Annotated in this window: 21 protein-coding genes; 12 read left to right on the top strand and 9 right to left on the bottom strand. The window is 48.3% G+C overall.

Annotated features, from left to right (window positions below; translation table 11 throughout):
- Positions 1-372 precede the first annotated feature (372 nt).
- The gene (locus KNP98_RS14275) at positions 373-576 is read left to right on the top strand and encodes a nucleic acid-binding protein (protein ID WP_214769320.1); all 204 of its coding nucleotides are present in this window, start codon (positions 373-375) and stop codon (positions 574-576) included.
- Positions 577-750: 174 nt separating this feature from the next.
- Here the strand turns inward: KNP98_RS14275 and KNP98_RS14270 are convergent, their stop codons facing one another.
- From KNP98_RS14270 to bglA, 3 genes are all read right to left on the bottom strand, one after another.
- The gene (locus KNP98_RS14270) at positions 751-915 is read right to left on the bottom strand and encodes a hypothetical protein (protein ID WP_157898474.1); all 165 of its coding nucleotides are present in this window, start codon (positions 913-915) and stop codon (positions 751-753) included.
- Between the two features lie 20 nt (positions 916-935).
- The gene (locus tag KNP98_RS14265) at positions 936-1607 is read right to left on the bottom strand and encodes a 5'-methylthioadenosine/S-adenosylhomocysteine nucleosidase family protein (RefSeq protein ID WP_088837020.1); all 672 of its coding nucleotides are present in this window, start codon (positions 1605-1607) and stop codon (positions 936-938) included.
- Between the two features lie 139 nt (positions 1608-1746).
- Complete coding sequence (gene bglA, locus KNP98_RS14260; protein ID WP_214812129.1) at positions 1747-3207, bottom strand: 6-phospho-beta-glucosidase BglA; 1461 nt, start codon at positions 3205-3207, stop codon at positions 1747-1749.
- A gap of 168 nt (positions 3208-3375) precedes the next feature.
- Between bglA and KNP98_RS14255 the strand changes: the two genes are divergently transcribed.
- Both KNP98_RS14255 and KNP98_RS14250 read left to right on the top strand, forming a co-directional pair.
- A complete protein-coding gene (locus tag KNP98_RS14255) occupies positions 3376-4086 on the top strand; it encodes a GntR family transcriptional regulator (RefSeq protein ID WP_214804699.1) in 711 nt (236 codons plus the stop codon).
- A gap of 13 nt (positions 4087-4099) precedes the next feature.
- A complete protein-coding gene (locus KNP98_RS14250; protein WP_214812126.1) occupies positions 4100-4546 on the top strand; it encodes a hypothetical protein in 447 nt (148 codons plus the stop codon).
- A gap of 196 nt (positions 4547-4742) precedes the next feature.
- Here the strand turns inward: KNP98_RS14250 and KNP98_RS14245 are convergent, their stop codons facing one another.
- Positions 4743-5945 carry a cation:proton antiporter gene (locus tag KNP98_RS14245; RefSeq protein WP_214812123.1) on the bottom strand — a complete coding sequence of 401 codons (1203 nt, stop codon included), beginning with the start codon at positions 5943-5945 and terminating at the stop codon, positions 4743-4745.
- 223 nt (positions 5946-6168) lie between these two features.
- Here KNP98_RS14245 and KNP98_RS14240 point away from each other — a divergent pair, with 223 nt between their 5' ends.
- Positions 6169-6798, top strand: a complete 630-nt coding sequence (locus tag KNP98_RS14240; protein WP_214812120.1) for an ArsR/SmtB family transcription factor — start codon at positions 6169-6171, stop codon at positions 6796-6798.
- Between the two features lie 83 nt (positions 6799-6881).
- A complete protein-coding gene (locus KNP98_RS14235; protein ID WP_214801582.1) occupies positions 6882-8126 on the top strand; it encodes an MFS transporter in 1245 nt (414 codons plus the stop codon).
- A gap of 53 nt (positions 8127-8179) precedes the next feature.
- Here KNP98_RS14235 and KNP98_RS14230 read toward each other — a convergent pair whose 3' ends face one another.
- Positions 8180-9268 carry a flavin monoamine oxidase family protein gene (locus KNP98_RS14230; protein ID WP_214765916.1) on the bottom strand — a complete coding sequence of 363 codons (1089 nt, stop codon included), beginning with the start codon at positions 9266-9268 and terminating at the stop codon, positions 8180-8182.
- Positions 9269-9343: 75 nt separating this feature from the next.
- Positions 9344-9706, bottom strand: a complete 363-nt coding sequence (locus KNP98_RS14225) for a hypothetical protein (protein ID WP_214812119.1) — start codon at positions 9704-9706, stop codon at positions 9344-9346.
- A 210-nt stretch (positions 9707-9916) separates the two neighbouring features.
- Between KNP98_RS14225 and KNP98_RS14220 the strand changes: the two genes are divergently transcribed.
- Together KNP98_RS14220 and KNP98_RS14215 are read left to right on the top strand one after the other, a co-directional pair.
- On the top strand, positions 9917-10495 hold the full coding sequence (locus KNP98_RS14220) for a TetR/AcrR family transcriptional regulator (protein WP_214765913.1): 579 nt from the start codon (positions 9917-9919) through the stop codon (positions 10493-10495).
- 30 nt (positions 10496-10525) lie between these two features.
- Positions 10526-11713, top strand: coding sequence for an MFS transporter (locus KNP98_RS14215; RefSeq protein ID WP_214812117.1), 1188 nt, complete (start codon positions 10526-10528; stop codon positions 11711-11713).
- A gap of 50 nt (positions 11714-11763) precedes the next feature.
- On the opposite strand, the gene KNP98_RS14210 is transcribed toward KNP98_RS14215, so the two are convergent.
- Positions 11764-11943, bottom strand: coding sequence for a DUF2171 domain-containing protein (locus KNP98_RS14210; RefSeq protein ID WP_214765909.1), 180 nt, complete (start codon positions 11941-11943; stop codon positions 11764-11766).
- A gap of 196 nt (positions 11944-12139) precedes the next feature.
- Between KNP98_RS14210 and KNP98_RS14205 the strand changes: the two genes are divergently transcribed.
- The gene (locus KNP98_RS14205; RefSeq protein ID WP_214812115.1) at positions 12140-12349 is read left to right on the top strand and encodes a helix-turn-helix transcriptional regulator; all 210 of its coding nucleotides are present in this window, start codon (positions 12140-12142) and stop codon (positions 12347-12349) included.
- Entirely contained in the window at positions 12346-12822 is a 477-nt protein-coding gene (locus KNP98_RS14200; RefSeq protein ID WP_088837008.1) for a DUF2178 domain-containing protein, read from the top strand. Before KNP98_RS14205 ends, KNP98_RS14200 begins: the two co-directional genes overlap by 4 nt.
- Before the next feature lie 12 nt (positions 12823-12834).
- On the opposite strand, the gene KNP98_RS14195 is transcribed toward KNP98_RS14200, so the two are convergent.
- On the bottom strand, positions 12835-13251 hold the full coding sequence (locus tag KNP98_RS14195) for a GNAT family N-acetyltransferase (RefSeq protein WP_214804715.1): 417 nt from the start codon (positions 13249-13251) through the stop codon (positions 12835-12837).
- A 152-nt stretch (positions 13252-13403) separates the two neighbouring features.
- Between KNP98_RS14195 and KNP98_RS14190 the strand changes: the two genes are divergently transcribed.
- The 3 genes from KNP98_RS14190 (at position 13404) to KNP98_RS14180 (ending at position 16167) form a co-directional block, all read left to right on the top strand.
- The gene (locus KNP98_RS14190) at positions 13404-13940 is read left to right on the top strand and encodes a GNAT family N-acetyltransferase (RefSeq protein ID WP_239456883.1); all 537 of its coding nucleotides are present in this window, start codon (positions 13404-13406) and stop codon (positions 13938-13940) included.
- 209 nt (positions 13941-14149) lie between these two features.
- Positions 14150-15508 carry an alkaline phosphatase gene (locus tag KNP98_RS14185; protein ID WP_214812113.1) on the top strand — a complete coding sequence of 453 codons (1359 nt, stop codon included), beginning with the start codon at positions 14150-14152 and terminating at the stop codon, positions 15506-15508.
- An 11-nt stretch (positions 15509-15519) separates the two neighbouring features.
- Positions 15520-16167, top strand: coding sequence for a DUF4352 domain-containing protein (locus tag KNP98_RS14180; RefSeq protein WP_214812111.1), 648 nt, complete (start codon positions 15520-15522; stop codon positions 16165-16167).
- A 507-nt stretch (positions 16168-16674) separates the two neighbouring features.
- Here KNP98_RS14180 and KNP98_RS14175 read toward each other — a convergent pair.
- The gene (locus tag KNP98_RS14175; RefSeq protein WP_214812110.1) at positions 16675-18339 is read right to left on the bottom strand and encodes an FAD-dependent oxidoreductase; all 1665 of its coding nucleotides are present in this window, start codon (positions 18337-18339) and stop codon (positions 16675-16677) included.
- Between the last annotated feature and the right edge of the window lie 11 nt (positions 18340-18350).

The raw sequence follows: 18350 nt of genomic DNA, 5'->3' as shown, positions 1-18350 counted from the left end.
TGATGTGAACGCAGGACTGAACCTCAAACAAGAAGCTGAACGCCTCTTAGCTTCTTCAACCGTCGGGACGACGGGGTTAGCCTGATCAGATTTCGACCGTTAGGTCGGATGACTCAGGAATCCTCCACCTCTAAGCGAAGCGTAGGTGGAGGTAGTTCAATGGATGCCATAACGACACTATCGTTTTTAGTATTCTTCATACCACTTTCGCTTTGTATGCTGATCCTTGGCGTCAGCGAACTCCGACACGTATTAAAGGACAGTTGAAGAATATTTATCAAAATCAGGCGAGAATACTCCCACCTCTAAGTGTCTCAGGGCGAAGCCCAGCGCAGGTGGAGGTAGTTCAAGCTAAATAGGAGGACAAGTTACATGAACCGAACCTGTACCCAATGCGACACCCGACTAGTCGAAGACTGTGAAGTCCACGTCAAAGGTGCCATGTACGGCTTAAAGATTAAAAAACCGGGTCGTTTTTTCAGTAAGGCATCTGCTGAAGCGAAAGCTGCCGTTTGTCCGAAGTGCGGACTGGTCCAACTTTATGTCGATCAACCAAACGACTTTCTAAAAACATAACAATACTTTGAAAGAAAGGAACGTTTTAAGTGAGTACATACCACATATCTAGTATCCGCCTCCTTCTAATCATGATTGTTTTTACGATTTTCTGGTATTATTTTTTAGGATTGCCGCTTGGGTATGGAATTGTCATCCTTCCTGTCACTGTCGGTTATACGATTTATCGCAACTTCAAAGCGGCTCAGTCAGAAAAACATGAGTCTGAACAAAATTAGCAGCCGATGCACTGATCATAAATAAGACGCAGTTCCGGGATTTCATCCGAGACTGCGTCTTTTGTGTCATTAAGCTTTTAGCGTTGACGGTCAGCAGACAACCAACCACTAATGTTTTCATGCGTTGCCCCTCCTGATGTTCTAAATGAATCGTGTCAGATAGTCACTGAATATTTTGCGCATCACTTTTGGCGTATTCGCTATGTAGACGTTGATTTGTTCTTCGTTCGACTGGACTGGATCGCGGTCCGTCTCGTCCGTCGGAAAATCCGAGATGCCTTTAATGATGATACATTCGACCCCGTTTTTCTGACAGATATAGGCGATTGCGCCGGCTTCCGTATCGGCGACCGTGACGGCATTGTCTTTCAGCTCCAAGTAATCGTTCCACATCACGACGGCCCGGTCTGCCGTACCAATCGTTCCGGTGTGACAATCTGTTTGGTAAGCCGCAACAGCGAGTTCAACGATGAAGGACGGTTTAATCAACGGCTCGACTTCTTTCACCGTACAATCATACTGGACCGCGCGGTTTGGCACGATGATGTCGAGGACCGCAAACGACTCGTCAATGCCGGCACAGGTCCCGGCAACGATAATTTTTGTAAGCGGGAACCGTGCCATCATGTACTGATTTGCCCCGACCCCGTTTACTTTCCGGACACCGGTGCTGTAAAACAACACACGTTTTCCGGCAATCGTCCGGAAAAAATATTCGCCGTACGGGTACTTAGTACGTTCTAATTCTTTTACATCAAAATATGCGAGTGTCGCTTCGAACTCCCATATCGTCGCAATACTGACACCAATCATTCATTCATCCCCTTAAACGTCCCTCGTCACTTTTGGATAATATATACATTCTCATCATCGCTTGTTTTCCTATTTCAAGCAAGCGTGATTTGGCAGACAACAAACAACCTCCACCCGGTATAGGTGGAGGCTTATCGATTTACTGTTGTGTCGCTTTGTCGTACAACAACTCCTGTCCGTTCGTCGCAATGACCTGTTTGTACCAGTCGAATGAGTCTTTTTTCATCCGTTCCATCGAGCCGTTGCCTTCATTGTCGCGGTCGACGTAAATCATCCCGTAGCGTTTTTTCATCTCACCCGTCGTAAACGAGACGATGTCGATGATGCCCCATGGCGTGTAGCCCATCAGTTCGACGCCGTCTTCCGTGACCGCTTCCGTCAACGCTTCGATGTGAGTCTTCAAGTAATCAATCCGGGCTGCATCGTGAATCTTGCCGTCCTCAATCGTATCGACAGCCCCAAAGCCGTTTTCGACGATGAAGAGCGGGAGTTGGTAGCGGTCATACAACCGGTTCAGGACGTAACGGAGTCCGACCGGATCAATCGCCCAGCCCCAGTCGCTCGACTGGATGTACGGATTCTCGACGCCGTTCGCGAGACCGCCGTTGACGATGTTCCCCGTATTGTTGACCGTCGCATCATGCTTGACCGTTGTCGACATGTAATAACTGAAGCCGATGTAGTCGACCGTCCCGTTTTTCAGAATCTCGTCATCGCCGTCGAGGATCGGAATCTGATAACCTTCCCGTTCGAACTCTTTTAAGGCATAGTTCGGATAATAACCGCGTGCCTGAACATCCGGGAAGAAGTAACGTTGACGCATCGATTTTTCCGCCAGCATGACGTCTTTCGGATGTGAGGAATACGGATAGACCGGGACGTGGGAAATCATCGCTCCGATTTGGAAATCGGGATTGATTGCTTTCCCTTTCGCGACAGCAAGGGCGCTGGCAATCAGTTCGTGGTGACCGGTCTGGTACATGACTTCCATCGCATTTTCGCCCGGTTCGACTTTGACACCGGAGTTCGTCCAGAGGAACAACGGATTCTCGACATCCATCTTGTTGTTGATTTCATTAAACGTCATCCAGTACATGACTTTATCTTTGTAGCGTGTGAAGCAGACTTCAGCAAAGCGTTCGAAGAACTCAGCAACTTTCCGGTTGCGGAACCCGCCGTATTCGCGCGCGAGGTGGAGCGGCATTTCAAAGTGCGATAACGTGATGATCGGCTCGATGCCGTGTTTAATCAACTCGTCAAAGACATTATCATAAAACTGCAGTCCCGCTTCGTTCGGTTCCGTTTCGTCCCCGTTCGGGAAAATCCGGCTCCAGCCGATCGATGTCCGGAGACACTTCAATCCCATCTCGGCGAATAAGGCAATGTCTTCTTGATAGCGGTGATAAAAATCGATCGCCTCATGGTTCGGGTAAAACGTCCCCTCTTCAATCGTATCGGTAATTCGGCGGGCGACGCCATGCGCGCCTGCCGTCATGACATCGACGACACTCGGCCCTTTGCCGCCGGCGTTCCAGCCACCTTCAAATTGATGCGCAGCCAGTGCGCCGCCCCATAAAAAGTCGTTTGGTAATGCTTTCATCTTCAAGTCCTCCCTAATAATCGAGATGTATACCTTTATTATCATCATAATTGTACATGCACAATTAATCAATACACATTTAATCTTAAAAAAACATGTTTACAAATATCGTCTTTTTATTATGATATAGTTGCGATATAACAATTTTTATGTAAATGAGGGTGAACCATGCTGAAATATGAACAAACGGCGACGGAAATCGAAGCCTACATCGAACAGAATGCGTTACAGCAAGGCGATAAATTACCGGTTCTCGATCAATTGATCCGACAATTTGAGGTCAGTAAAACGACGATGACGAAAGCGCTCGAACTGCTGGAACGAAAAGGAATCATCTTTCAAGTTCGCGGCAGCGGCATTTTTGTCCGCAAAAGTAATCGGAAAGGGTATTTTAATCTCTTCTCGACACAAGGCTTCAAGCAAAACTTGATCGATTATGATATCACGTCGCGTTTACTCGAACTTGAAGTCATTGCCTGCCCGGAGGATCTCGCTCATAACCTTGCCATTACACCTGGGACAGACATCTATTTCGTCAAACGGATCCGCTACATTGACGGACGGCTTCTCTGCCTCGAAGAATCCTATTACGTAAAAGCACTCGTCCCATACTTGAACCGGGAAATCGTCGAACAATCGATTTTCGAGTATCTTGAGACGGCACTCGGACTGAACATCGGCTTTTCCGACATGTACATGCACGTCGGCAAATTGCCGGAAACGATTGCGGAACATTTGGAACTTGAAGCCGGTGATCCGGCATTGACGGTCGAGACGATCTTCCACTTGTCGAACGGTCGTCCGTTCGATTATTCCGTCATCACCTATCATTACGAACACTCGCAATTCGTCGTTCAGGCGAACGGGTTGTATTTATGAGGGTGATGATCGCATGAATGAAGAAGTGCTTTTCTATTACGCGCTTTTCGCAGGTGGTATCGTCTGTATAGTGCTGAGTGTGTTGTTATATTTTTGGCTCCGTGAGGATACCGGCATCGAATTTTCCACGTTCGGCCGACTCGTTTTAATGTGTTTATTCGGTGTGGGACTGGTTTGGTATACGGCTCCAAGCCTGAAGTACGTCTTTTATCATGACTATGCGACAACTAAAGGAATGTGTACGGTGGAATACGATGATCAATCCAGCCCGCGGACGATTGATCTTTATTATGATGAAACAGGTGACTATTTCAGTTTCTTCGATCGGGCCGATCTCGGCGCTTACGGACCGGACGTCCCGTATACCTGCCACGTGACAACGACAAAAGATCATGCATTTGAAATTTTTTACCGGATTTACGATTTCAAAACGGGCAAGTTATTATATTCGTCTGAATGACTGGTCATGTTAGAGAAAACTGCATGATTGCGGATTTGATGATTTCCGTTTTTGGAACAACTTAAGATCATCCGTTTTTCTTGTCTTTATGAACACTCAAAATGTTGAGGCGAACGGCTTGTATCTGTAAACGCAAAAAAGCAGACACGATCCAAGTACTTTTTGGACAGTGTCTGCTTTTTGATTTTCTTTTTTATTATCGTTTATGCCGCTTACTCAAGAAAATCGTCAGCGGATAAATACCGATACTTTGGACAATCAACGACAGGACGATGACAGCAAACGATAAGGAAATCAACACATCATATTGCGCTGAGACCGTTTTTTCGAGCCATAGTAACAACGCGACAGACATCGAACCTTTAATCCCGGCTGCCGTAATGATTGAGATCGTCGAAAAGTCGTCGCGAAATTCACCTTTCCAGGCCGGTACCGCATAAATGAAGCCGCTGACCATGATGAACCGTGCCAACAAGGTCAGACCAAAAATGATCAACGCCAGTCCCCATTGTGAAAAAACTAAGTATCCAGCTGCTTGAATCCCAATCAGTAAGAATAAAATCGATAAAAATGTTGGTTTGATGATGTTCCAAAATCCATCTAATGATGCTTTAATTCCCTTCTCCTCATCCGCTTTTTCGATTTCGTAAGACAAGAAAATCCCCAAAATGACCGTGGTGAGAACACCTGAGACACCAAGCGCTTCCGCAAGATAAAATCCACCGTACGACATGACGATACTCAACATCACTTGATATTCTTTTTGCGTCGTCAAGTGAATAATTTTACTTAAAATCCATCCGAGCAAGAAACCAATCAGAATTCCGCCAAACGAAACAAGCATAAATTGTTCGATAAATGTCGTGAAATTAAAACGTTCCCCCGTTTGAAACATCGTTAATAAGATCGTAAACAAAACGATACTCGTCCCGTCATTGACCATCGATTCTCCTTCCACGATATCGGCGAGTTGTTCGTCCCCTGTACTTTTTTTGATGATGGACGTTACCGAGACCGGATCGGTCGGAATCAAGATGGCGGCAAGGAGCAGCGAAGCCGTCAGCGAAAGTGAAATGAACAGATTCGAGATCCAGTAAATTGAGACACCGAGTAATAAGGCCGTCACAATCAACCCAATCGTGCTGAACGCCGTAATAATACCCCAATTATTTTTCAACTGTTTAATCGGAAACTGATACGCTGCCGTAAACAGGAGTGCCGGCAAAAACACTTCAAATACGATTTCCTTTGATAGATGAAGCGAAGAAAAATAGGGGATAAATGAAAGACCCAGTCCAATCACGACGAGCACCATCGGAACAGGAATCATTTTTTGTTTTAAATCGATTGTGTAAATTACGTAGCCGATAAGTAGTAGAATCAAAATTTGATACGTCATACAGTCACCCTTCCCTTACATGTCGCACTAAAATATTCTATGTGCCCTTATACCTTTTCAATAATTAGTTAAAACAAATCCTTCACTCGATTTTCCAATCTGTCAAGTAATACCTCATCCAAGAGAATGTAATGCCTTGCAAAAAATATTAACTGTTAAAAGTAAATCTATGTTATTTTATTGTCAAATAAATTAGACCGGTCAAATAAAAAGGAGTCTTCTCATGAAATCCATTTTAACGCTAACCACTTTAAGCCAATTAAAGGCGCTGAGTGTTCCGATCCGAGCTGAAATCATGATGCGGTTGATCGAAAAACCACTCACGGGTCAAATGTTGTCTGAAAAACTTAACTTATCGCGTCCTAAAGTACATTATCATTTAAAGGAGCTCGAAAAGAATCACTTGATCACGTTAGTCAAAACGGAAGAAAAAGGCGGAATCATCCAAAAGTTTTATCAATCGGTGGCACGGGGGTTCACACCATCACTTGAGCTCTTGCCGCATATGGAAGACGTCAATGAATCCAATCGGCAATTGCTTTTTCAGATGGCCGAAAAAACAAAACAAGTTATTTTATCTGCGCCCGAGCATGCATTTACCCCTCAACGGGCCAGTGAATCGCCTGCTGACTGGAATCATGTCGGTTCAATGTGGCAAATCTCTGCAACGGAGGAACAGTTTAACGATTGGATGAAAAAATATTTTGCTTTGATGGAGGAGCTTAGACACCTCTCAAAAGAACCAAGTGAAGAAACCGCTCAAAAACTTTATTTCTTTTCTACGATGGCGTTTGAAGTGGATGAACTCATCATGGAAACGATTGACCATGAGGATGAAGAAAACAAGGCTTGAACGTATAGCCTTTTTCTTTACCCGTCATTGTCAAATTAAATTGACTGGTCAAAATAATAAATCGACTGGAGGTTTTACGCATGATTGAACTTTTGAAAAACCGTAATTTCATATTTTTACTGTCCGGCCGACTCGTGACGAATATTGGAGACAGTCTTTATTACATCGCCGCGATGTGGCTTGTCCATGACATTGGACAAAGTGCATTTTATACAGGGCTCGCCGGGTTTCTGATTTTATCACCAAAAGCCCTGCAATTTCTTGCGGGTCCGCTGGTCGACCGCTGGAGAATCAAAACGACGTTAATCGTCACCCAAGTCGTGCAGTCGATTTTGATTTTGATCATTCCACTCGCTTACCTGCTCGATTTTTTAAGCATCACTTTAATTTTATCCGTCATGCCACTACTCGCCTGCGTCGAAGAGTTTGCCTATCCGACGCAAACTAAAGCCCTCCCCTTGTTTCTAAAAGAAAAAGAACTGCTGCAAGGAAATTCACTTTTTGCATTTGCTTATCAAGGCGTTGATTTTGTCTTCAATTCATTGGCAGGATTAGCAATTGCCTTCTTTGGTGCCATCACGATGTTTTTCGTCGATTCAGTGACATTCGCACTCGCCGCGATGTTTTTCTCGTTCCTCAACATGGATTTTGTAAAAACGCCAACACCAAAAACGCAACACTCCTTAAAACTTACCTTCACGGACTATATCGATGATTTAAAAGACGGCTTCGTTGTCGTCTTCACGTCATTACTTTGGGTCTTTCTGATTGGTTCGTCTGTCGCAAATTTTGCGATTGGGATGACGGTTGCCGTCCTTCCTGTCTTCGCGGATCAAATCGGCGGTGTACAAACATACGGTATTCTGTTAGCCGCTATGTCAGCGGGTTCGTTGCTCGGTGCACTCCTCGGTTCGACCCTCGGAAAACTGCGCGTCGGCATCGTCACAAGTGTTTGCTTTTTAGTCGGATCCATCTGCTGGGTATTTGCCGGGTGGCTCTCAAGTCCACTGGTTACACCGATTTTATTTGGTATCGCCTGGATTCCAATCGGTGCCGTAAATGTTTTGTTTGCCGGTGTTACGCAAACCATCATCCCGAACCAAATACTCGGGCGCGTGAATTCAGTCGCGTATAGCTTAGGAATTGCCGCGATGCCGATCGGTTCGTTACTAGGTGGATATGTCGCGACCTTTATCGATCCTCACTTCATTTTCATGTTCGCCGGACTCGGTATTTCGTTGATTGCATGTGTTTGGTTCTTCCATCCCAATCTCCGAAAGTTACCACAGGTGGAACAAATGACTGCTTCGACTTTTAAAATCAGTTAAAAACGCCCCCGATCGTCGAGGACGTTCATGATTAACATTGTGCGCGTCACAAATCACCCATGCCGCATCGTCCATTCAGCGACGACCCGCTTCGCCGACCGGAGCGCCCCTTCGACATGGCCACCAAACGCACTATCCGTTTCCGTTCCGGCAAGATAAAGCCGGCCTTGCCAGTTTGCGTCGACTGCGATGGGCCGATACTGCGGAAATTCCGTTAACGGACGGGCATCTGCAGGCGTCGCCGTATCAAGGTCTTGCGCCCAGTCATAATAGAACACTTCCCGCGGATGACGGGCTGCTTCGCCGTACATCGTGATAAGTTGCTCGAGTATGCAGGCTTTAACCGCTTCCGTCCCGAGTGACTGACGCTCTTCTGCCGTCAGCCGTAGGAAACCGAACAAGGCACCCGGTCCGCGCTGCGGTGATGCATCATGAATTTCCTGCATGGCGCCGACCCAGCTCATCCCAAACCCGGACAGACCCGCTTCGCGCCAAAACGGCGTGTCATAGACGACAAGTGCTTTTGCTTGTCCGGCCATCCAGGTCGGGGTCGTTTGCAGTTTCTCCCGCGTCGTCTCGGAAAACGGCGGTTCGATTGCGACTCGCTCGACAAGACGGGGTGGAAGGGCAACCACGACACTATCATACGTTTCTGAAGTCATCCGTCCGTCTTTGATTGACGTAACGATTACTTGCTGTCCCGTCCGCTCAAGTTTCGTGACGCGTGTCTGTAAGCGGAGCGATGCCGCCGGGAGTTGTGACGCAATCGCTGTCACGAGTGCTTCCATTCCTCCCGCTAACCGCTTCGACGGGACGATACTGTCCGGTGCCAGCAGATGATGTTCGATGGCTCCTGCTTGCCGTTCGAGTACCATCGCGCCCGTCGTGTGTTGGGCGAATGCCGTCAGGCCGAGTTCGGCGACAAGATCCGTGATGACCGTTTCCGTATCCGGCCAGTACCATGTCGGTCCGAGGTCAAAGCGGTCTGCCTCGTCTCCATGCGTACCCGCCACGCTTACAATACGTCCGCCGATCCGGTCCCGTGCTTCATAGACGGTGACCGCTTGCCCCATCTGTTGTAAAAGCGATGCTGTATAAAGCCCGCTGACGCCTGCTCCGATGATTGCGATGGATTGTGTCATCTTGATTCTCCTTTGCTACGAACGGACGAATTGCTCCTGTCCTTACTTATTGTAGCAAGTGTACCTTGTTCCGACTCAATCCTCCAAACGCTCGAACTCGACTAAACGGACAGGCTTAACATATACTTCCTCGTCGAACGTCGTCAGCGAAACGAATGTCTCGCCTTTGCGATAGAGAATTTTAGCTCCTTCTTGATTCACTTTCTTCCAGCCGTCACGATTCAAGCGTGCTGCATACAGGAGTCCCGGTCCGTCTGTTTCTGAAGCAAGTTGCGTCGCGTAGTGTTGCCCGTTCGCACCCGTTTGCTCCGTCGCAAAGCGCGGAATCGGGAACGAACTGACAGATGTACCTTCTTTGAACAATAGGGATATCACCCCGTAATACGTTCCACCTAGCAAAAAGGGGAGCAAGATGATAGATATTATTCTTTTATTCATACGATCAGCCCCTTGATTGCTCGTTTAACATGACATCCATCATTTCAGATGTCTCTACAAATCAAATCACAAGAATATTCCTAATAATATCCATTGTTGCACCCCCTTTAGTTTTACTCAAGTTATTCTTTGAGGCATTTTCCTGTTCAAGTAGCAAACCAGATGCTACAGTATTTTTATAAACTAACGACCGTTAGGAAGGTGAATGATTTGAAAGCTGCACAATTAATCCCGACCGCTTTGCGCCACTTCGCGAGTCACGGCTACGAAGGGGCCTCCTTAAACGACATCGCCCAGGAAGTCGGTATCAAGAAACCATCCATCTATGCCCACTATTCCGGAAAAGACGATCTCTTTTTGAAGACGATGGCGTACGCGCTCGGTGAACAGAAAAAACACCTCGCGTCCTACTTCGTCGAGACACGGCAGTTGCCGCTCGAAGCATCGCTAAAAGGATTTTTCGACTGGTTCATCGAGGAAAGCAACCAAAACGACCAAATGAAGTTCATCCTTCGCATCGCGTACTTCCCGCCCGTCAAACTGGAGCATGAAGTGACGGCGTTGATCAATCCGTTTTTCGATTCGATCCATCGTCACCTTGCACGCTTGTTCCGCGAACGCGACCGGACGGAGCAGATTCTCTACTCCGAAGACTATACGAGCGGCGCACTCGCCTATTTGACGGTTGCGGAAGGAACGATGACAGAACTCGTCTATAACGGGATTGACGCCTACCAACAACGACTCACTGCCGTCTGGCCGATTTTTTGGCGCGGACTCGTCCGTTAAGAAGTCAAATCAGAAACTGAGGTTCAAATCATGCAAAACAACAAACTCATTTTAGGTACACTTTTACTCAATCTGTTCATCGCCTTTTTAGGGATCGGACTCGTCATTCCCGTCACCCCGACGATCATGAATGAATTGAACATCTCCGGCTCGACGGTCGGCTATATGGTGTCGGCGTTCGCCTTTGCCCAACTGATCCTTTCGCCGCTTGCCGGACGCGCCGTCGACAAGTATGGACGGAAGCCGATGATCATCATCGGCCTGTTCATCTTCAGCATGTCGGAACTGCTATTCGGTCTCGGACAGACGGTCGAAGTCCTGTTCGCTTCGCGCATCCTAGGGGGAGTCAGTGCCGCCTTCATCATGCCGGCCGTGACGGCGTTCATCGCCGACATCACGACGAACGAGACGCGTCCGAAGGCGCTCGGCTATATGTCGGCCGCCATTTCGACCGGCTTCATCATCGGACCGGGGATCGGCGGATTTCTCGCTGACATCGGGACACGCGTTCCGTTTTTCTTTGCCGCGACGTTCGGGATGATTGCGATGATTTTGTCCGTCTTCACGTTACGTGAACCGGAACGTCATTATGCCGATGCGCCGACCGTCAAACAAGCGAACGGCTTCTCAAAAATCTTTTCCCCCCTCTATTTCGTCGCTTTTTTGGTCCTGTTGATTTCGTCATTCGGTCTCGCCTCGTTCGAATCGCTGTTCGCCCTGTTCGTCGACCGGAAGTTCGGCTTCACGGCGAAGGACATCGCTCTCGCGATTTCCCTCGGAGCGATTGTCGGTGTCGTCGTCCAGGTCGGCCTGTTCGACCGCTTGACGCGGTGGTTCGGTGAGATCCGCCTGATCCGTTACAGCTTAATCGTCTCAACCGCCCTCGTCCTCGTCATGACGTACGTGACGAGTTACTTCGCAATCATCCTTGTGACGATGGTCGTCTTCGTCGGATTCGACTTGATGCGTCCTGCCGTCACGACCTATCTGTCGAAGATCGCCGGCGATGAACAAGGTTTCGTCGGCGGAATGAATTCGATGTTTACGAGTGTCGGGAACATCCTCGGACCGATTGCGGGTGGACTCCTGTTTGATGTCAACCTCAACTACCCGTTTTATTTCGCGACGATTGTCCTGACGGTCGGCATCATCTTGACGTTCTTTTGGCGTCAACCGAAACTGTCGGTCGACTCGGGCGCAACGAAACTGTCATCGTGAACATGAAGAAGCGTCCCCCTGAACTAAGGGAGACGCTTCTTTTTCATGCATTAAGATGATTGCTGATAACTAGTATTCGATAAATTATCTTCGACTGATCTGACCCACTCGACCGGGACATATAATGATTTTGCAATGGCTTCATCCGTTTTTCCAAGCTTCCGTAACGTTTTGACGATGCGCATGCGGCGTGCGAGCTCCCTTTGATCCGGAATACATTCAGGCAACATTTAATTCCCCCCCTTTTTCTGTCCCGATGCCGTCGAAGTGATAAAGTACATATTACCCGAAAGTTGTCAGACTATTCTGTTTTAGTCAGACTCCACGAATTTTCGATAAATGAGACGGAAAAATAAAAAGTATAGTTAGCTTTACAAAATGTAAAACAAACTATACAATGTGTTTATGTAAGAAAGGAGTGTCCCGATGAAACTTTCGAATCGCGTCAAAGCATTACGGCGCCAAACGGACTGGACGCAAGAACAATTCGCTGACTTGATCGGCGTCACGCGCCAGACCGTCATCTCACTCGAAAAAGGAAGCTATACCCCGTCCTTGTTACTGGCGATGCACATCGCCCGGGTCTTTGACCGACCAATCGAAGACATCTTTTATTTGGAGGAGGAATCACCTTGAAACGTGTCATCATTCAATCGAGCTTAAACATTTGTCTGTTCTATTTGTTAGCTGCTTTCGTCAGTTCTGTACACGATCAACTTGAAGTGTTTAACGATGATCCCGTCCGCGGTACCGGATTCAACATCACATTGGAACTTCCGCTTGTTCTTCCGATGATACTCATCGCTGTTTTACTAACCGTTATGGGGTATCTGACTCGGACCAACAAAAAAAGTACGTTTTCCGAATGGTCCGTCGGGATGACTGAATTTTCCGATCAGGACGAGCGCGAGGAAGTCATCACAGGTAAGGCGACACGTGTTGCCTATTCAACATTTTTGTCCACACTCCCTGTCCTGATGATTCCGTTTTTATTTTACGTCCAACTCGTTGAAGGTTTTCCGAACTTTCCCTTCTACGCCATCGCGACCGTCTTATCGCTCGGCACACTGTCCTATCTGATTGCTTGGATTTATTATTACAAGAAATAAGGATCAACTCATTTAAAGTAATTTTTTATAGAAGTATTGTGTCATCCCTTCGACCGGATGATCGTCTAAACGCCCGTATTCGACGTACCCGTTTTTTTCATAGAAGCCGGGTGCCTGAAAACTGAACGTGTCGAGGATGACTTTGCTGCAGGCACGTTCGTTGGCATAGGCTTCGACCATGCTCAATAATTTGCTGCCGTATCCGCCGCCTTTGACGGACTCGTCGAGCCACAAGAAAGAGACGTGGACGTGGTTCCAGCTGTATTCACCTGTCAATCCGCCTTTAATCTCGCCACCTTCCTTTAAAAGAAAACAGATTTGTTCCGTCTCATGTTGAACCGCTAGCGGAACTTTCGTTTTGTTGAAGCCGATTAATTGTTCGCGAATGTATTCGCGGTCCTCCGTTGAACCCTGTTGTATCTCTAACATCTCTATCCATCCTTTCCAATCTGTTTCTAGTCTATCATGTGTCGATCTAGACAATCTTCGTTTGTCTTAATGGAAATACTTTACATTTTTAAATTGTTTATGGCATTCTTAAGGGGGACGATTTTGATTTTACTAGTTCGGAGGCGAATATGATGGATCCAATTGACGCGAACATTCAATCTGTAACGTACACGATTCGTCCGGTAGAGCCTACGGATGCACGACAGCTTGCTTTACTGCGCGCGAGACTCGATGCAGAAACGGACCACTTTGACCGATTCCCGGGCGAAGACGTGCTGGATGAAAAGGGATTTCTGCAATTGATTCAGCATGAGACCGGTATTCCCCACTCCCTGCTCGTCGCTGAAGTGGATCGTCAACTCGTCGGTTATGCCCGCTGTGTCGGTTTCTCCTTGCGTCGGTTCGCACATAAAGCCGACTTCGGCGTCGGGGTCGTCCGTGACTGTTGGGGGCAAGGCATCGGGCGGGCTCTCTTACAGACGACACTTGACTGGGCACGGACGGTCGAACTGCAAAAGATTCAATTGACCGTCGTCGAGACGAATCAAGGGGCCGTTCGTTTATATCAGACAACCGGGTTTCAAGTCGAAGGACGACTCAAGCACGACCGACTGCTTGCGGACGGCTTGTATTATGATACGATTTTGATGGGCTTACTCCTCGTTTAACACGCTTCACACTAACTAGCCGGCGACTTCGCTGACTAGTTTTTTCATATTTTTGTTTCGTAAGACATGCCAACTCCTTTTTCATAGCTCCTTGTCATTACTTCTTCATAATTGTTTACATTTTTCTCATATTCCGTTCATATTCCTTCAGTAGGATGATGAATGTAGGCAATACATACTGTTCTTTAAATGACCAAGGAGGAATTATCATGAAACTGAAACGACTGATCCCGATTCTCGCCCTATCGACCTTATCGCTCAGCACGATGGTATCGACACCGGATGCCGATGCCAAAAGCAAATACAAGAAGACGCTAGAAATCCGCAACGTCATCTTTTTAATCGGTGACGGGATGGGTGTTTCCTATACGTCGGCGCACCGTTACTTAAAAAATGATCCGACGACGACCGTCGCCGAAAAAACTGCCTTCGACCAGTATCTCGTCGGTCAGCAAATGACCTATCCGGAAGATCCGGCACAAAACATCACCGACTCTGCCTCTGCCGCAACCGCGATGTCTTCCGGCGTCAAGACGTACAACGCAGCGATTGCCGTCGACAATGATAAGTCTGAAGTCAAGACCGTCCTTGAAGCGGCGAAAGAACGCGGTAAGTCAACGGGACTCGTCGCGACGTCAGAAATCACCCATGCGACACCGGCTTCGTTCGGCGCTCATGACGAAAATCGGAAAAACATGAACGCGATCGCAGATGATTACTTTAAGGAACGGATTAACGGGAAACATAAGATTGATGTTTTACTCGGCGGCGGTAAATCCAACTTCGTCCGTCCGGATGTCGATTTGACGAAAGCATTCAAAAAAGACGGTTACGGATACGTGACGGATCTTGACGAATTAAATGCCGACCGCAACAAACAAGTCCTCGGTCTGTTTGCCGATGGCGGTTTAGCAAAACGGATCGACCGCGAAAATACCGTTCCCTCATTGGAGCAAATGACGAATGCGGCGATTAAACGACTCGATACGAACAAAAAAGGCTTCTTCCTGATGGTCGAAGGGAGTCAAATCGACTGGGCCGGACATGATAATGACATCGTCAGCGCGATGAGTGAAATGGAAGATTTCGAACGGGCGTTTAAAGCGGCAATCGCCTTTGCGAAAAAGGACAAGCATACGCTCGTCGTCGCGACGGCCGATCATTCGACGGGCGGCTATTCAATCGGGGCAGACGGGATTTATAACTGGTTCGCCGAGCCGATTAAAGCAGCAAAGAAAACACCCGACTTCATGGCTGAAAAAATCGTTTCCGGCGCCGATGTCCGCAAGACCTTGACGACGTACATCGATCAACAAAAATTGGCTTTGACGGAAGAGGAATTCACTTCGGTCGAACGAGCTGCTGCCTCTAAGAACGTGACAGACGTCGATAACGCGATTGAAGAAATCTTCAATCAACGGTCGCACACGGGTTGGACGACGGGCGGACATACGGGAGAAGACGTTCCCGTCTATGCCTATGGACCGGCTAAAGACCGGTTTGCCGGACAAGTCGACAATACGGATCACGCCAAAATCATTTTTGATCTCTTGAAAAAGAATAAATAAGGAGGTCCATCATGAAGCGACTCCTGCTCTCGATCACGCTTGGAACCATCCTCGCCGGATGTAATGATTCTTCAGCTGATCAACAAGCCGTGCCGGCACCACCCGTCACACACACCTCCGTCGCACTTGAAAAGACGGACGTTTATGTGCCGAACCCGCAATTGCCGGACGACCGGATGTTGACGAAACGGAATCAGACGGTTCGTGACGATAAAGGTGAATTGACGTTACAACAGATCCAGTCCGTCAAACAAACTCACTCGATTGGACCGATTGACATGACGATCGAGGAAGTAAAAGTTATTCAGACCCGTCCGAGTTACGCGATGATTGATTTCTTTCACGGCTTCACCCATGAAGAAGCATTCGATATGGTGAAGACCCGCGTCACGGTTACGAATACGAGCAAGCAACCGGTCACGTTCAACCCGGTTGCTCATGTAAAAATCAATCAATCGACAGAAAAAACAATTGATGATGACCTGTACCTCGAAGCATTGGCCGGGACATATGAGCCATCGGAACAGCGCAGCGGCAACCTTGGTTTCATCACGGAACGTCCCGTTGAAAAACTCGAGTTTTTGACGAGTGACGTCCTTGATGCGCAGCAGCAGGTCATTAAAAAAGGTCAGCCTTTCACAGTGACACTACACGATTAATTTAACAGACAAGACAAAGAACCACGTTCCGACTAGCGGAGCGTGGTTCTTGCAGACTGTAGACAAAGTGCTATCGGGAGATCGCGCGTCTGTTTTCGTTGCTTTCCTCGGGCGAGGCGCAAGCCGTTGCTCCTTCGTCCTAACGGACAACGAGCAGGGTCTTGCCTGCCTCTGAACGTGCGTTAAAAACGCACTTTTTCCCGTAGGAGTCAACGAAACGTGACGCTTTTTAGGGAATACCATGACGGAAAGCCGGGCATGCAGGCGGTTTAGTGCGCCGCGATTCTGCTCGAATCGCTTTTAAAGCGAAAAGCAATCGGTCGCGACCCCGCAGCTTTGCTGTAGCGGCGCGGAAGATTGCCGCTTTGAAGACGAGGCGAGACAAGGAAGCGCGAACGGATTGCCTCTCGTTATCGCATGTTCACGCTTCATAATAGTTTGTCTGCACGCTGAAAGAACCACATTCCGTCAGACGGAGCGTGGTTCCTGTTTATGCGATTTTTGCGCTTATTTCTTAGAAAAACAATGCTTCAGGTGCTGATAGTTCGTATTTCCACCGGACAAGTTACAGACATCCGTAAACCCGAGATTCTTGAGCACGTTTTGCGCTGCATTGCCGGTGACGCCTTTATTACAATAGACGACCGTCGGGATGGATGGGTCGAGTTCCGCAGCCCGCGTCCGCAGTTCGCCGAGCGGGATATGAACCGCGCCGTCGACATGATTCTTCTCGAACTGTTTTTTCGACCGCGTATCGATGATTTGAATCGATTCTTCCGTCGCTGTTTGCTCGACCAATGTTTCCGGCGTCACTAAGCGGGCCGTCTTCTTAATCGCATTATCAAGTGCCATCCCCGTGTAGAGGACGGGATCTTTTGTCGTCGAGAACGGCGGGGCATAGGCAAGATCGAGGTGGAATAAGTCTTCCGCTTTCGCCTTGAACGTGATTGCCGTCGCGAGGACATCAATCCGTTTGTCGACGCCTTGCGGTCCAACGATTTGTGCCCCGAGGACCCGTCCTGTTTTTCGGTCAGCAATCGCTTTGATGACCATGTCCTTTCCGCCCATATACTCGGGACGGTCCGGTTTAATGTTGTGTAAAATCTCAATATCGAATCCGGCGGCATGGGCTTCTTTTTCCGTCAAGCCGGTTTGGGCGACCGTCAAATCGAATGCCTTGAAAATCCCCGTCCCGAGAATGCCGCGATGTGCCGCCTCTTCGCCGGTGATGACCATCCCGGCAATCCGACCCATCTTGTTCGCTGTTGAACCGAGCGGCCGATAGATTGCTTCTCCCGTAATGACGGAAAAGCTCTCTGCGACGTCACCGACGGCGTAGACGTCTTTCACGTTCGTCTGCATTTGCGGATTGACGGCAATCGCCCCAGTCTGACCGAGTGTGACGCCGATTTGCGTCGCCAGTTCCGTGTTCGGTTTGACGCCGACCGAGAGGATGACAAAATCCGTCGCAACCGATTTGCCGCTCGCGAGTTCGACTTGCGTGACTTCGCCTTCGCCCGTCAATGCCGTGACGGATTCATTTAACAACAGCCGGACCCCTTTACTTTCAAGATGATCGCCGACACGCGACGCCATATCAAAATCAAGCGGTGGCATGACTTGCGGCAGCCGTTCGACGAGCGTGACGACAATGCCGCGATACGTCAATTGTTCCGCCATCTCAAGTCCGATGAATCCGCCACCGACGATCGTGACCGTCTTCGGATCGTGTTGCTCGATGTACGTACGGATCGCACCGGCGTTCTGGACGTTCCGGACGGAAAAGACGTTTGGTGCATCAACACCGGGAAATGGCGGAATGATGCTTGAGGCCCCTGTCGCGAGGACCAGCGTATCGTACGTATCCTCGAAGCGTTCACCCGTTACGCCATTTAAGATGGTCGCCGTCTTCGTCTGATGATTGATTGATTCGACTTCATGTTGGGTCTTGACGTCGATGTTGTAGCGTTTTTTAAAGAACGCCGCGTCCCGTGGTGTCAAGGTATCGATGTCTTCGATCTCGCCACCGACGAAGTACGGAATCCCGCAACCCGAGTACGAGATGTCTTGATCGCGGTCATAAATCGTAATTTGTAGTGATTCGTCGTTCCGACGGGCTTTCGCGCCGACCGATGTTCCGGCAGCAACTGAACCGATGATGAGTAGTTTCATGAATAATCCCC

This window comes from Exiguobacterium sp. s127 (assembly GCF_018618695.1).
GTDB lineage: Bacteria > Bacillota > Bacilli > Exiguobacteriales > Exiguobacteriaceae > Exiguobacterium_A > Exiguobacterium_A oxidotolerans.
The sequence above is the reverse complement of the archived record's forward strand: the minus strand, read 5'-3'. Positions and strand labels throughout refer to the sequence as shown.